Here is a 15,041-nt window from a genome sequence, read left to right on the forward strand (position 1 = left end):
CGCGGGCCGTGGCGGTCCAGTCGCGGAAGAACTCGAGTCCCGCGGGGTCGAGGAAGATCATGCGGTACAGGTTGTCCCGGTGGACGAAACGCGAGTGCAGTGCGTTCGCGAGGGCGTTACGCGCCAGGACGTCACCGGACCGGCCGAGGACATAGGCGGGCGCCGCGGTCCAGTCGTCGAGCAGGACCAGCAGGTGCGGACTGACGCGCTCGGGCCGGTCGCGGGTGGCGGGACGCGCCAGCCGGTGCAGCTCGACGGCGGCGCTCTCGTCCAGGCGCAACGCACGCTTCAGGCTCTCGACGGTCTGGAGGGTCGGGCGCTCGTGTCCCTGCTCCAGTCGGGCGTAGTAGCCCGCGCTCAGCCCGGCGAGCAGGGCGACCTCGTCCCGGCGCAGTCCGGGAACCCGACGGCGCCCCTCGGTGCTCAGCCCTGCCTGCTCGGGACGAACAAGAGCACGGTGCGTGCGCAGGAACGCGCCCAGCGCCGTGTTCCGCTCGTGGTTCATGCGACCGAGGCTAGGACAGGAGCAGGATGCTCAGCCTGGGTGCGTCTCACCCAGGGTCGCCGCGGTTGACGGGCGGCCGCCGCACGGGTTGAGTCTGCCGTCATGAGCGGCACACCTCTCGGCGACTTCCTCCGTGCCCGTCGTGCAGCCCTCACGCCTCACGACGTCGGACTGCCCGAGCACGGGCGCCGCCGCGTCAAGGGCCTGCGCCGTGAAGAGGTCGCGATCCTCGCGGGGGTGAGCAGCGACTACTACATGCGTCTGGAACAGGGCCGTGAGTCCAGCCCGTCGGCGCAGGTCGTGGAGGCGGTGGCACGGGCGCTCAAGCTCGACGCCGCGACCACCGAGCACCTCTGGCTGCTGGTGCGACCGGCGGAGGCCAGGGCGTGGCTCGGCAACGGCCGCCTGCCGGTCAGCGCGCAGCTGCGGCAGCTCATGGACAGCTGGTCCGACTCACCGGCGTTCGTCGTCGGACCCGCGCTGGACGTCCTGGCGGGCAACGCCATGGCCGACGCGCTGCACGCGGGCTTCACCCCGGCGGACAACCTGGCCCGCATGGTGTTCCTCGATCCGGCCGGGCGCGAGTTCTACCGGCAGTGGGATCGCGCGGCGCACTCCTGCGTCGCCGAGATCCGCGCCGCGTACGGGCATGATCCCGGCAACGCGCGCATCGCCGAGGTCGTGGCCGCGCTGTCCGAGCGCAGTCCGGAGTTCGCCGAGCTGTGGGCCCGGCACGACGTCAAGCCGAAGACCCAGGAGAGCAAGCACCTGCACCACCCGCGGGTGGGCGACCTGGAGATCCAGTTCGCCACCTTCACCGTCAGCGGCGCTCCGCACCAGCAGCTGGTCGTCTACCAGGCCGAGCCCACTTCCCCGACCGCGGAGGCGTTCCGGCGGCTGCGCACCCACGCCGACGCCGCACTCGCCTCCCCCGTGACGGGGGTTCCGCTCGTCTAGATCTCGGCGCGGTGCCTTGGGTGGGTGCGTTTCTCCCAGGAAACCCGCGGCCTTCTTCCGGCTGTCCCACGTGGACAAACTCGTTCCTGTCAGCAGCGGGAAACGCCCGCCGCACAGGCAGAACAGCCGGAAGGAACGAGATCCCCATGTCCACCTGGTTCATCACCGGAGCATCCCGCGGCCTCGGAGCGGAGATCGCCCGCGCCGCCCTGCGCGGCGGCGACAACGTCGTGGTCGCCGTGCGCAACCCGGACCGCGTGCCGGAAGACCTGAAGGCGGCGGCGAACGCGTTGGTGGTCGCGCTGGACGTCACCGACGCCCAGGCCATCCCCGGCGCGGTGCAGACCGCCACGGACCGCTTCGGCGGCATCGACGTGCTGGTCAACAACGCGGGCCGCGGCCTGCTTGGCGCGCTGGAGGAGATCACCGACGCCGAGGCGCGGTCCCTGTTCGACCTCAACGTCTTCGGCCTGATCAACATGACCCGCGCGGTACTGCCCGGCATGCGTCGGCAGGGCTCCGGCAAGGTCGTCCACATCGGCTCCCGGTCGGGTTTCGAGGGCGAACCGGGCGTGAGCCTGTACAGCGCCTCCAAGTTCGCCGTGGCCGGGATCAGCGAGGCCCTGTCGGCAGAGCTGGCACCGTTCGGCATCCAGTCCATGGTGGTCGAGCCGGGCGTGCTGCGCACCGACTTCCTCGACGCCAGCTCGCTGTCGCTCGCGGCCGAGCGCATCGCCGACTACGACGGCACGCCCGCGCACGTGACGCTGGACTGGGTCGGCACGGCCAACCACACCCAGCTCGGCGACCCGGTCAAGGGCGCCGCCCTGATCCACGAGGTGACCAGCGGCGACACGCTGCCCACCCACCTGTACCTCGGCCCCGACACGATCGACCGCCTGCAGGTGAAGCTCGCCCAGATCGAGCAGGACCTGGCGCCGTGGCGGGACAAGTCCGCCGCCACCGCCCACGAAGACGTCGTCGTCGCGGTCTGACCCTCAACCACCCGCTTTCCCAGAAGAGGACATCCACCATGTCTGCTCTGCTCACCAACACCCCGCTGGCCGGCCGCGTGGCCGTCGTGTCGGGCGCCTCCAGCGGCATCGGCGCCGCCACCGCCACCCGCCTGGCCGAGCTCGGCGCGAAGGTCGCCGTGCTCGCCCGCCGCAAGGACAAGCTCGACGCCCTGGTCGAGTCGATCACCAGCACCGGCGGCACCGCGATCGCCGTCCCGGTCGACGTCACCGACCGGGAAGCCGTGCACGCCGCGGCCCGCCAGGTCGCCGACCAGCTCGGGACGGCCGACCTCGTCTTCAACAACGCCGGCGTGCAGCTCATCTCGCCGATCGCCGACCTGCGCCAGGACGAGTGGCAGCGCCAGATCGACCTGAACGTCACCGGGGTCATGAACGTCATCGGCGCGTTCGTGCCGCACCTCACCTCCGCCGCGGAGGCGGGCAAGCCGGCCGACCTGATCACCACCTCCTCGATCGCGGCCACCCGGATCCTGGAGAAGTTCTCGGTCTACTCCGGCACCAAGGCCTACATCAGCCACCTGACCCGGCTGCTGCGCGTCGAGCTCGGCCGCAAGAACATCCGGGTCGCGACGATCGAGCCCGGCATGGTCGACACGGAGCTGCCCGACCACGTCACCGACCCGGACGCCAGCAAGCTGATGGCCGATCTCATCGACCAGATCGACGTGCTGCAGTCCTCGGACGTCGCCGAGACCGTGGCGTTCATGGCCTCCGTGCCGCGCCACGTCAACCTCACCGAGATCACGATCCTCCCGACCGCACAGGCGATCTAGCCGGATGCGGTGCGCGCTGCCGGTGACGGCGGGAGCGAGCTCGCCGTCACCGCCCGCGCCTCCACCAGAAGGGCTCCGACCCATGACCACCGCCAGTCTCGACCGCCAGGGGTTCACCGAGTACCCGATCAGCGACGTGCACCGGTTGATCGAGCCCGGCCCTGTCGTCATGGTGTCCACTTTCGACGGACACCGCGCGAACCTGATGACCAACGGCTTCAACATGCCGATCGCCCACGGTGCGTTGATCGGGCTGATCGTCGGCCCCTGGGACCACAGCTACGACGCACTGCGCTCGACCGGGGAGTGCGTCATCGCGATCCCGTCCATCGACCTCGCCGAGCGCGTGGTCGGCGTGGGCAACACCTCCGGCAGGGGCACCGACAAGTGGCGGCGGTTCGGCCTCACCCCCTCCCCCGCCACCGTGGTGCGAGCGCCACTGGTCGCGGAGTGCTTCGCCAACATCGAGTGCACAGTGGCCGACGACCGGCTCGTCGACGACTACCACCTGTGGATCCTGCGCGGGGAGCGGGCGTGGTTCGACGCCGCCAAGCGGGGAGCCGGCGAGTTCCACCACCGCGGCGACGGCACGTTCTCCGCCAACGCGTCCACTGTGGACCTGCGCGACCGCATGACCAAGTGGCACCACCTCACCCGCTGAACTCCAGAAGGCAGGACCACCATGTCCAGCACGCTCGAACTGCTGCGCCGGCACGCCTCTGATCCCCGACGCCGCGTCCTGTTCACCGGCGCCACCGTTGTCACCATGGACCCCGGACTGGGCATCCTGACCAGAGGCGACGTGCTCGTCGAGGGCGACACGATCACCGCCGTCGCCACCGAACTGCCCGTCACCGACGCGATCGTCGTCGGCGCCACCGGCTCGATCATCGCCCCCGGCTTCGTCGACACCCACCGCCACGCCTGGGAGGCGCAACTGCGCCGCGTCATGCCCGATGTCAACGACCTCGGCGAGTACGTCATGTCCACCCTGGCCGGCATCGCCCCGGTCTACCAGCCCGACGACATGTACATCGGGACGAAACTGGCCGCGCTGACCGCCATCGACAGCGGCATCACCACGATGCTCGACTTCTCCCACAACTCCCGCACACCCGCCCACTCGGACGCCGCCGTCCAGGCCCTGATCGACACCGGCATCCGCGGCGTGCACGCCTCGATGCGCCCGCACTTCGGTGAGTGGGAAGGCCAGTGGCCAGCTGACCTCACGCGGTTGAAGAACACCTACTTCTCCGCCCGCGACAGCCTGGTCACCCTGCGCCTCGCCTCGCTGGCCACCGACGAGATCGCCGGACCCGACCTCGCCTACGGCCCCCGCCTCGCCCGGATCGCACGCGACCTCGACATCGGCGTCAGCGTCGACGCCGTCTTCGGCACCTCCTCCTCGGAAGCGATCCTCCGCTGGGAGGAGGAAGGCGTCCTCGGCCCGGACGTCTCCCTGATCCACTGCACCGGCCTCACCGGCGCGGCCTGGCAGGCCGTGGCCGACGCCGGCGCCGGCGTCTCCCTCGCACCCACCTCCGAAGCGCAGATCGGGCTCGAGACCGCCGTCCCCGCCATCGACGAGGCACTCGCCGCCGGCATCCGCCCCGGCCTGAGCATCGACGTCGAGGTCGCCCTGGCGAGCGACATGTTCACGCAGATGCGGGCCCTGCACGCGATCCAGCGCATGAGCGCCGTCAACGCCGCCTACGGCACCACCACCACGCCGTCCCGGATCGGCGTCCACGACGTCCTCGACTTCGCCACCCTGCACGGCGCCAAGAGCATCGGCCTCGGCGACGTCACCGGCTCCGTCACCCCGGGCAAACAGGCCGATCTGCTGCTCGTGAACGCCGAAGACCTCAACAACATGCCGCTCAACGACCCGATCGGCACGCTCGTCCTGGGCTCCGACCCCCGCAACATCCACGGCGTCTTCATCGCGGGACACGTCCGCAAGTGGAACGGCACCGTCCTGGACGTCGACGTGCCCGCGCTCAGGCAGGACGTCCGAGCCTCACGCGACCGCATCTTCACAGCCGCTCACCCGCGCTGAACACACCGCAGAAGGGCCAAGACCATGTTCGAGGACGCGACCCGCCCCCCGGCCACCGCGCCGCACCCCCACGTCGGCATGTGGGTCACAGCCGAGGGCCGCATCCGCCAGGAACTCCTGCCCACCGGTCGCTACGAGGAGGAGCGCGACGGCCGCAAACGCGCCTACACCGGCCGGTACACCGTCGACGGCGACCACATCGACTACTTCGACGACCTCGGGTTCACCGCGACGGGCGACGTCCGCGACGGAATCCTCTACCACGAACACCTCGTACTGCACCGTGAACGGTGCGAGGTCCACACGAGAACGGCGCAGGAGGCGCTCGACCTCACCGCCGCGACGCTCATCCGAGACGGCATCGCGCCCTCGTCGACGTCGACCTCGACGTACTGCGAGGAGAACTCCAGGAATCGGCGGACCACCTCCTACCCGAACTCGTGAACTGACCGCTGTCGTGCGCCTGCGCCAACTCGAGTACTTCTTCGCGATCTGCGAAGCCGGTGACGTTGAAGCAGACAACTTCCCCGTTTCGGGTCATGAGCCCTTCGGCTTCTGGCCTGGAGTTTTTTCCAAGCGGTACCAAGGAATTCGCGCAGTGTGCTCGGTGAGCACCAAAGCGAGGGGATCCCGTGTCCAACAGCTTGACCACCCACCCGTGCTCGACCGCGTCAGCCGAACGTCGAGCGTCGAGCGTCGACCTGAGCGAAGCCGACGCGCGGTTCCGGCAGTGGCGTCGTGCCCAGCAGGCCGGCCAGGCGAAGCACCTCCGCGCGCACCACCTCCGGCGCGTTCTCCAACTTCACCGCCTCGACCTCCGCCGAACCGCCCGCGGCCTCCACCTCCAGCGCGCGGCGCGTCGTCATCGCTGCCGACACGTTCCCATCGGACGTCAACGGAGCGGCGGAGTTCGCTCAGCGTCTCGCGACCGGCCGCGATCGCACCGGCCACCGTTCTATCAGGACTCCCTGTTCTGTCTGCCGTGGCAAGCTTCCCGCGAGGCCGACGAGCTGATCGAGTTCGTCAAGACTGCTCTCGCTCGTGCGGCAGCACCATCCAGATCGGACACCGGAAAGAACATCAATCCCACCGGTGTCCTGGCCGTGATGAGCCTGGACGCCCTGGCGGGCACCACCGACACCATTGCCACGGAAGGCGCGGACGAGCCTCACGGGCGATTGATCAACCCGGCGTCGTGTGCCATCAGCGCGGCAAGGAGACGGCTGTCGCAACGAAGTTTGATAAGAATACGGCTGACGTAGGCCTTGACGGAGCTGTTGCTCATCCAAAGGGCGCGAGCGATAGCTGCGTTGGTCATGCCACGGGCGACGTGGATCAACACTTCACGTTCGCGTTCGGTGAGCGTGCCCACCCGTTCGTACACGCGTTGCGGCGGCTCCGTCTCGGCCGCGAGTAGTTGATCGATCAGATTGCGCGTGGCAGTTGGGCACAACGTTACACCACCGGCGGCGACACTCCGCACCGCGCGGACGAAATCGTCCGGCAAAGCACTCTTGCGCAGGAAGCCCGCCGCGCCGGCGCGCAAAGCGGGAACGGTCACGTCGCTCGTCGCCGATGCGCCCAGCATGATGATCTTGGTGGTCGGGACGTCGCGCCGCACAAGGCGGATGGCCGCGGGGCCGCCCGATCCCAGCACGTCCGCGTCCAGTAGCAGCACCCGCGGCCGGCACCTTCTGGCGAGTTCGACGGCAGCCGCGCCGTCCCGAGCCTCCCCGACCACGACGACATCCTCGGTGCGCTGCAACACGTCCCGCACTCCGACGTGGGTCGACCTCTCGTCATCAGCGATCCCGACAGTGATCCTGTTGTCCTGCTCCACTTTTCTCCTGCTCAGGGTTTCGTTGTTGCGAATGGACAGAACACCGGGGATACCCGGTGGCCGGATTGGTCTCCGCGCTGAGCGGTCGCTGCGTGCGGTGATCGGTCGCCGAATGCAGGCGAGCGGATGAGGGTCCGTCAGTCCGTCCGCCGGTCGACGACCATCCTGCGGAGAACTCTCAGTGCGGAGTGGATTCGGGACTTGACCGTTCCCTCCGGAACACCGAGCACGGCGGCTGTCTCGGCGCTGGTTCTTCCTTGGAAGTAGAACTCGTAGAGGACCCGGCGCTGGTCTTCGGACAGCCGCCTCACCGCTTGGTACACCACTATCGAGTCCACTGTGGTCTGTACGTGGTTCAGCTGCACCGGCGTGGTCGAGGGCGAGTCACCGGGCGTCGACATCTCCGCCGCACGCACTGCTCGTGAGCGGGCGCGATCGAAGATCAGGTTGCGCAAGACGACGTACAGCCAGCCATGTGCCTCGGCGTCCCCGGTGAACGACTCCGGATGTAGCCAGGCGCGCAGGAATGTCTCCTGCACCAGGTCCTCCGCCAGCCAGTGGTCGCCGGTAGCGCGTACCGCATAAGCCATGAGCCAGCAGCTGTGTTCCTCGTAGAGTGCGCGGATGAACGCCTCGTCCCGTACGTGCTCGTGCGTGCGGGGCCACAAACTGGACATCCACGCTCCTCGACGGCCACGACAACCGATAGCCGACCACGCTGTCGGTAGACCTGGAGCTTCGTGAACGCCGAGGATGTTCGTATCCGCCACCTCGCCGAGTTATTGCATTGCGCGCCGTCTCAGTTCGCGCCCTGACACCGAACGAGCCTCACCGAGGGTTGCGCCGAGCCGCTTCGCGGGCGATCTCGGTTCTCGACGCGACACCGAGTTTCGCGAGCGCATTGGACACGTGGGTCTGCACGGTGCGCCGGGACAGGAACATCTCGGCAGCGATGTCCGGGTTGGAAAGACCCTCGGTCACGAGCTCGGCGACTCGTTGCTCGGTCGGGGTCAACGCCTCCCACCCGGTTGCAGGGCGATGCCGGATCGCCCGCGGGCCGCGCCGCACTCCCAGCTGTCTCAGCCGACCGTCGGCACGACGAACATCCCACGTGGCACCGAGTTGGAGGTAGGCCGACACCGCGTCGGTCAACCAGGCACGAGCCGATGCTCGCTCTCCCTCCCTGGCGAGCAGGACCGCTGCCTCCTCGCACGTCTGACCCAGCTCGAGCGGTCGTCCCACGACGCGGTAGTCGTCGGCCACCTCCATCAGGCGCGCGATGTCGCCGTCGAGCACGGCTCTGGCCCGGCGGGCAGCCAGGTGCCGCTTCGGCAGCTGCTCCGCGGCGACGTCGGCCTCGGCGGCCGCCACCGCCGCGTGTGCGAGATCGGCATCGCCGATCGCGAGGGCAAGCCGGACGACATCGGGCAACCAGAGATGCCTGTCGTAGTAACGGACACCATCCTCGATGCCGACCGTCCTGATGAAGATCTTCGCGGCCTGCGCGATGTTGCGGCGTTGTTCTGCGTCGACCGCACGTGCCATCCACAGGTGGCTGGTAGCTCCGAGCAGAAAACCTGTCGGCTGGGGCATGCGGTCCGCGGCGGCCAACAGCTCCACAGTGAGAGCCTTCTCGTCGCGGTGGCACGCGATGAACGCCAAACCACCGAGAAGCACCCAGCGCACGTATTCGTCGGGTTCATCGGCCAGCGACTCGAACTCCGCCTTCGCGTCGTCCCAGCGGCCGATGTCGAGATACTGCCAGCCAGCCGTGCAGCGCACGGTCGCCAACCGCCAGGTGACCCGTCGCTGAGTCAGCGTCAGCGCTTCTCCCATGACCGCCTCGGCCTCATCGTGACGGCCGAGCTCGTCGAGACACGTGCTGCGGTTCACCAAGAGCGGCACGCGCAGATCCATCGTCTCCGGCGCCTCACCGATGTCAGCGAGTGCCTGTTCCAAACACACGAGGCCGCTCGCGTAGTCGAGCAGCATGTACAACGACAGCGCGGCGTACCCGGTGGTCGTCCCGTCCGCCAGACGCTGGCCCTCCGTCAGGGCTCGCTCGGCCGCCGCCTTCGCCGCCACGCCTTGTTCCGAGATCGCCAGCGCGTAGGCGCGGCACGCATTCAGCCTGGCCCGCCACACCGCCGGTATCCGGGGTTGTGCCGCGACCTGCTCGCACACCAGCAACGCTTCGGAGTGGCGCCGCAGCCGGGCGAGCGTCCGGCCGAGAACCCACGCGACTTCCGCCATCGCCTCTGGTTCAGCCGCCTGCGCGAGAGCTTGCCTGGCGACCCGTTCGGCGTCGTGCAACCTGTTCAGCAACAGCAGCGCGGTGGCCAGCCCGTACAGCAACTTCGCCTGCCGGGGTTCACCACCACACCTTTCGACGGCGACGTGCAACAGCTCCGCAGCGACCTGCGGCACGCGGTGGGCAAGTTCGACCGCGTGATCGACCAGCCAGTCCAGCACCCACCCGTCGAAGGACTCCGGTGACAACAGCAGGTGGCCCGCCACGCGGTCGACGGGCAACCCCGCCTCCGCGAGCGCCTGTGCCGCCTGTCGGTGCATCGCCAGCCGAGCGCTGACGGGCGCGGCCTCGTACAGGGCGGTACGGATCAGACCGTGACGGAAGACCAGCCGGTCGTCGTCCTCGGCCAGCACGCCGGCCGCTATCGCTTCGTCCACAACAGGCAACAGCTCACTGGCCTGCTGTCCGGTGACGGTGGCGAGATCCGACACGGAGAACCCGTGACCGAGCACCGCGGCCATCCGGAGGGTGTTCGTCGCCTCAGAGGTGAGAAAGTCCATCCGGGCTGCGATCGCGCCCGCCGGTGACATCCCGGCGAACTCGCCGTCGGACAACAGTTCCGCGCTTCCACGGGCGAGCCGCAGCAGCCCGTCCCGCAGCAAGGCGTCGACCAGCTCACGAACGTACAGCGGATTTCCGCCGGCCTGCGTCGCGACCGCGCGCAGTCCCGGCCCCGGCTGGCCTCCGGCCAGCAGCGCGGTCAGGGCAACGACCGCAGTGGGGTCGAGCGGTCCCAGAGGCAGGTGCACGGCACGACGCTGCAATGTGGTTCTGCGCAGGCGCGCGATCACAGGCCTCACCGGCACCGGCCGGCAGGCGCTGACGAGCGACAGCCGGTTCTGATCCGCGAGCCGGCCGAGTTCACGCCAGGCGAGGAGACTCGCCTCGTCAGCCCACTGCAGGTCGTCGAAAGCCAGCACGACCGGCGCCCGCGCACACCAGCGATCCACCAGCGACAGCAACCGCTCCACCGCGACGGGAACGGGATCGCCGCCAACCGCCACATCCCAGTCCAGCTCGGCCACGTCGCCGGCACGGCCGAGACCGTCGAGCAGCGCACGCACTGGAAGACCCTGGACGAGTTGGTCGCCGACCGCGAGGGCTGTCCGGCAGCCGGCCTCGGCAGCCTCCGCGAGCACTGTGGCGATCAGCGCGGACTTCCCCACGCCGGGTTCGCCTTCGATCCACACGACACTTCCGCGGCCTGTCTTCAGCGCGGCCAGCAGACCGCGCAACCGGCCGATCTCGTGATCGCGGCCGACCAGCTGGCCTGGCGGAGGTTCGTTATCGGACGTTCCTGCACCACCCTCCAGACGTGAGTCCGGAACAGCACGTCCACTCAGACGGCAATGCTAGTCCTCTCGATCGCCGAGCCGCCAGTTCTGTCCATTTTGGACGATCGTCACGAAGGCGCGGCCCGGTTGGTGCAGCGCAAGCGGTACGGGGGTGCCAATTCCCCCTCGGTTGGCCTGCGGCCATCGCCGTCACTTCAGGGAGAAGTGCACGTGCTTCAGCTCGGTGAACTGCTCCACCCCGGCCACGCCGCGGGTGCGCCCGAGCCCGGACGACTTGAACCCACCGCTGGGCACCTCGGGATAGGAGTGGTTGTAGCCGTTCACCCACACCGTGCCCGCCTGGATCGCCCGTGCGAATCGCCAGGCGCGGCCGATGTCGCGGGTCCAGACACCGGTCGCCAGGCCGAACCGCGTCGCGTTCGCCAGCCGCACCGCGTCCGCCTCGTCGATGAACGGCTCGACGGTCATGACCGGGCCGAACACCTCCTCCTGCACGAGCGGCGAGTCGACATCGACATCGGTCACGACTACCGGGCGCATGAAATAGCCGGCGAATCCGGGCAGACGACACGACCTGCCGAGGTATCGCTCGACGCGTTCGCCCGCGGCCGGGGAGATGAGCGGCCCGAGCTGGGTGCGCGGGTCGGCGGGGTCGCCGACCCGCACTGTCTCCAGTTCTGCTCGCACCTTCACCAGCACCGCCTGGTACAGCGATCGGTCGACGAGAATTCTGGTGCACGCCATGCACATCTGGCCCGACGTGATCACCGCCGCCTGGACCGCCGCGCTCACGGCGAGGCCGACATCCGCATCCGCGCAGATGACCACCGCGCCTTTGCCGCCCATCTCCAGCAGCGGCCGCTTGAAGCCCGTCGCGCACGCCCGCAGGATCTCCGCCCCGGTCGTCGAGGAGCCGGTGAACGCAACGGCACGCACGAGCGGATGCTCGACCACGACCTGTCCCACGTCCGCGTGCCCGACGATCAGGTGGGCGACGTCAGTGGGCAATCCGGCCTGGAAACCCAGCGACAGCACCAAGTCGGTGACGAGTGTCGTTTGCGGCGCGGGCTTGACCAACGCGGTCACCCCGGCGGCGAACGCGGGAGCGAGGTCACGCAACAGCAGGAGCAAGGGCCAGTTCCACGGCACGATGAAGGTCGTCACCCCGACGGGTTCGCGCACCAGGTGCGACGCCGTCCCGTCCGGCAGCGTCCCCGCGTGGCCGCCGAGGTGTGCGGCGAGGCCTGCGTTGTAGCGCAGGGCATCCAGGGACGCGCGCACTTCGACGTGTGCCTCGATGATCGGCTTGCCGGTCTCGGTGACCAGCGCGTGCACGATCTTGCCGGTGTGCGCTTCGAGCACGGACGCCCAGTCGAGCAGCACTCGGGCGCGTCGCCTGGCGTCGACAGGCCACGCTCCCGCGAGTGCGGCCTCGGCACGGGACGCCGCCACGTCGAGCTGCTCGATCGTCGTGGACTCAACGGTCTCGAGTGGTTCGAGTGTGGCGGGGTTGATCGGCCGCACGGTCACGTGAACACCTCCCCGCCGTCGACGATCAGGGTCTGTCCGGTGACGAACGCCGAGGCGGGCGAGGCCAGCCACAACACCGCGCCCACCAGGTCGTGCGGTGTCATCTCGCGTCGCAGCGACCGGCGCTGCGCTGCCGCCGCGACGTAGTCGGGCGTGTTCAAACTGCGGGTGGCGTCGGTGCTGACCAGCCCCGGTGCGACGGTGTTCACCCGGATTCCCAGTGGACCGAGCTCCCGCGCCGCCGCGCGCGTCAGGCCTTCGATCGCGCTCTTCGAGGCGACGTAGTGCGCGAAGCCCGGTGCGCCGATCCGGCCCACCACCGACGAGATGTTGACGATGCTGCCGCCCTCGGTGAGCGCGGGCACCACGGCCTTGATGCCCTGCCAGGTGCCGCGCACGTTGACCGTCAGCACCCGGTCCCAGTCGGAGACGGTGAGTTCGGTCAACGGCCGCTTGTGCCCGATGTCGCCGTACACCGCGGCGTTGTTGACCAGCACGTCCACCGGGCCCGCTTTCGTCACCGCCAGCTGCCAGTCCCGTTCGGACGTGACGTCGAACTCCGGCAGGTCCAGTGCCACGACGGCCGCCCCGTGCGCGGTGAAGGCGCTGACGTATTCGGCACCGATACCGCCGCCCGCACCGGTCACGAGAACGGTTTTACCGCCGAAGGTCACAGGTCGTTCACTGCCCGGTTGATCCGCTCCAACCCTGCGTCGAGCAGGTCGTCCGGCAGCGCGTAGGTGATCCGCACGTGTCCTTCACCGAGACTGCCGAACGCCGTTCCCGCCACGACGCCCACCGAGTAGTGGTCGATCAGATGGTCGGTGAACTGCTGGGCGGTCATGCCGGTGCCTCGGATGTCGGGGAACACGTAGAACGATCCTTCCGGTGTCGGGCACGTGACGCCGGGTAACGCGTTGAGCGCCGCGACCACCTTGTCCCGCTTGGCCTGTAGCCGTGCGCGCGTGGCCAGCACGTGGTCCTGCGGCCCTGTCAACGCGGCGAGCGCGGCCGTCTGCACGAACGCCGGCACGTTCGTGACCGAGTTCTGCTGGAAGATGTCCATGGTCCTGATCAGGTCGGCGTCGGCGACGCACCAGCCGATCCGGAACCCGGTCATGATGTAGCTCTTGCTGAACGTGTCGACCAGCACGGTCCGTTTGGCCATGCCGTCCACCGCGGCGATCGTCCGGTGCGCGGCGGGCGGGTACACCATGTGGCTGAAGATCTCATCGGAGATCACCATCACGTCGCGTTCCATGCACAGAGCGGCGATCTTTTCCAGCTCCCCGACGACCATGCCGTTCGGCCGCTGCGGCGTGTTGATGATCAGCAGCTTCGTCTTCGCCGTCATCAGCCTCGCGAGCGCGTCGAGGTCGAACCGGAAGTCCGGCTCCAGCAGCGGCGCGTACCTCACCACCCCACCGGCGTAGGTGATCCAGAACTCGTCCGGCGGGTAGCCGGGGTTCGAGAAGATCACCTCGTCGCTCTGGTCGACGAGCGTGAGCAGGCTCTGCGTCAACGCGTGCTTCGCGCCCATCGTGACCAGGACCTCCTCCCTCCTGGTCGGCCTGCCCCGGCGCGTGACCTCCTCGGCGATGGCGTCGCGCAGCTCCGGCAGACCTGGACCGGGCACGTACCGCACGTGACCGTCGCGCAACGCCTTCGCGCACGCTTCCAGGATGTGCGGCGCCGGCCGGAACTCCTCTCCCTGGAAGTCTCCCTTCTCCAGGTGGATGACATGCCTGCCGGTAGCGCGCTCCAGTTGCTCGGCGCGGCGCATCGACGCCCACTGCTTCGGCAGGAAGAAATGCGATGTTCGACTGGACAACCCTTTTGTCATGGGGTGAAGAGTTGTGTTCCGGCCTGATCGAATCCAGCACTGGCATCCAACGGCCCACTCAGAATGGCCGATGGTTTCACACCAACACCGCGCGGACGGGCACCGACAGAGAACATTTCGCGGCGTGCGAGCGGAGTCGACGCAGCTGGTCGGCATCGCGGACGATCGGTTCGGCGGCGCGGCCATTGATCGCGTCCTGCGGCTCGGCCCGGAAGATGTCGACCACCGCTGTTCCCCGGCTGCCCGGCGTGAGGATCACGTTGGAGCGCACCCGCACCAGGTCACCTTCGGCGATCACGGGCTTGATGTCGTACTTCAGGTCGGGGAACTGCGTGGCCAGATGGCCAGCGACCGCTTTGAGCGCCGCGGTGCCGTTCCCGTTGATCGGAATTACGCGTCTCACCGACCAGACAGCCCTGAACAATCACGCGCAGCGTCGTCTCGATTCGTGAATCCTTTCGAACCGATCAGCATCACTCTGCGTGTGACGGACATTCCGCGCAACTGGCCGAGCAGGGCTTGATCAGCGCGCTAATTGGCCGGATCCGACTACTCGAAGAGAGATCCGATATCGATGAGCATTGTCAGTTCACCACCGCGCCCTGGTGCGAGCGTCAAAACGGGAACTCACTGGGCGTGCTCCGTGACGTCAGCCATTGGAACTCGGTGAAGTCCTCCTCGGGCCGGTGAACCCGCGCGCCCGCGCCTGCTCAGCCCGAAGCGGACCGCGCCGCGGCATCTACTTGATCACGTGGAAGTCCGGATGGGCACACCACGCCGCCAGCACGCTGTCGAAGCCTGGATCAACGACCCCCCGCGCCGAGCCTGGACGTGTACCTCTCCCAAGCCTTCGACGATCTACGCGCCCTCTCCGCAGCCGCCTTGCCGACG

The 15,041-nt window shown here is 68.7% G+C and carries 14 protein-coding genes and 1 pseudogene; 6 read left to right on the plus strand and 9 right to left on the minus strand.

Annotation, left to right across the window (positions count from 1 at the left end; all coding sequences use genetic code 11):
- A partial coding sequence (locus LFM09_RS33905; protein ID WP_414100665.1) for a helix-turn-helix domain-containing protein occupies positions 1-505 on the minus strand: 505 nt, incomplete at its 3' end.
- A 102-nt stretch (positions 506-607) separates the two neighbouring features.
- Here LFM09_RS33905 and LFM09_RS33910 point away from each other — a divergent pair.
- From LFM09_RS33910 to LFM09_RS33935, 6 genes and pseudogenes are all read left to right on the plus strand, one after another.
- The gene (locus LFM09_RS33910; protein ID WP_414100666.1) at positions 608-1,462 is read left to right on the plus strand and encodes a helix-turn-helix transcriptional regulator; all 855 of its coding nucleotides are present in this window, start codon (positions 608-610) and stop codon (positions 1,460-1,462) included.
- A gap of 146 nt (positions 1,463-1,608) precedes the next feature.
- On the plus strand, positions 1,609-2,457 hold the full coding sequence (locus tag LFM09_RS33915; protein ID WP_414100667.1) for an SDR family NAD(P)-dependent oxidoreductase: 849 nt from the start codon (positions 1,609-1,611) through the stop codon (positions 2,455-2,457).
- 38 nt (positions 2,458-2,495) lie between these two features.
- Positions 2,496-3,272 (plus strand): SDR family oxidoreductase, encoded by a 777-nt coding sequence (locus LFM09_RS33920; protein WP_414100668.1) that lies wholly within the window; start codon positions 2,496-2,498, stop codon positions 3,270-3,272.
- Between the two features lie 82 nt (positions 3,273-3,354).
- Positions 3,355-3,933, plus strand: a complete 579-nt coding sequence (locus tag LFM09_RS33925) for a flavin reductase family protein (protein ID WP_414100669.1) — start codon at positions 3,355-3,357, stop codon at positions 3,931-3,933.
- 21 nt (positions 3,934-3,954) lie between these two features.
- Positions 3,955-5,331 (plus strand): amidohydrolase family protein, encoded by a 1,377-nt coding sequence (locus LFM09_RS33930; RefSeq protein WP_414100670.1) that lies wholly within the window; start codon positions 3,955-3,957, stop codon positions 5,329-5,331.
- A gap of 24 nt (positions 5,332-5,355) precedes the next feature.
- A pseudogene (locus LFM09_RS33935) lies at positions 5,356-5,619 on the plus strand (Atu4866 domain-containing protein); the annotation flags it as partial.
- Between the two features lie 383 nt (positions 5,620-6,002).
- Here LFM09_RS33935 and LFM09_RS33940 read toward each other — a convergent pair.
- The 8 genes from LFM09_RS33940 to LFM09_RS33975 form a co-directional block, all read right to left on the minus strand.
- A complete protein-coding gene (locus LFM09_RS33940; protein WP_414100671.1) occupies positions 6,003-6,197 on the minus strand; it encodes a hypothetical protein in 195 nt (64 codons plus the stop codon).
- Between the two features lie 302 nt (positions 6,198-6,499).
- On the minus strand, positions 6,500-7,171 hold the full coding sequence (locus LFM09_RS33945; RefSeq protein ID WP_414100672.1) for a response regulator: 672 nt from the start codon (positions 7,169-7,171) through the stop codon (positions 6,500-6,502).
- Positions 7,172-7,308: 137 nt separating this feature from the next.
- A complete protein-coding gene (locus LFM09_RS33950) occupies positions 7,309-7,848 on the minus strand; it encodes a sigma-70 family RNA polymerase sigma factor (RefSeq protein WP_414100673.1) in 540 nt (179 codons plus the stop codon).
- 151 nt (positions 7,849-7,999) lie between these two features.
- Complete coding sequence (locus tag LFM09_RS33955) at positions 8,000-10,825, minus strand: helix-turn-helix transcriptional regulator (RefSeq protein WP_414100755.1); 2,826 nt, start codon at positions 10,823-10,825, stop codon at positions 8,000-8,002.
- A 141-nt stretch (positions 10,826-10,966) separates the two neighbouring features.
- Complete coding sequence (locus LFM09_RS33960) at positions 10,967-12,307, minus strand: aldehyde dehydrogenase family protein (protein WP_414100674.1); 1,341 nt, start codon at positions 12,305-12,307, stop codon at positions 10,967-10,969.
- Entirely contained in the window at positions 12,304-12,954 is a 651-nt protein-coding gene (locus LFM09_RS33965; protein WP_414100675.1) for an SDR family NAD(P)-dependent oxidoreductase, read from the minus strand. The genes LFM09_RS33960 and LFM09_RS33965 overlap by 4 nt, the downstream gene beginning before the upstream one ends.
- A 23-nt stretch (positions 12,955-12,977) precedes the next feature.
- Complete coding sequence (locus LFM09_RS33970) at positions 12,978-14,150, minus strand: pyridoxal phosphate-dependent aminotransferase (protein ID WP_414100676.1); 1,173 nt, start codon at positions 14,148-14,150, stop codon at positions 12,978-12,980.
- Between the two features lie 76 nt (positions 14,151-14,226).
- Entirely contained in the window at positions 14,227-14,553 is a 327-nt protein-coding gene (locus LFM09_RS33975) for a hypothetical protein (protein ID WP_414100677.1), read from the minus strand.
- Between the last annotated feature and the right edge of the window lie 488 nt (positions 14,554-15,041).

It is taken from the genome of Lentzea alba (genome assembly GCF_047445655.1).
GTDB classification, from domain to species: Bacteria; Actinomycetota; Actinomycetes; order Mycobacteriales; family Pseudonocardiaceae; genus Lentzea; species Lentzea alba_A.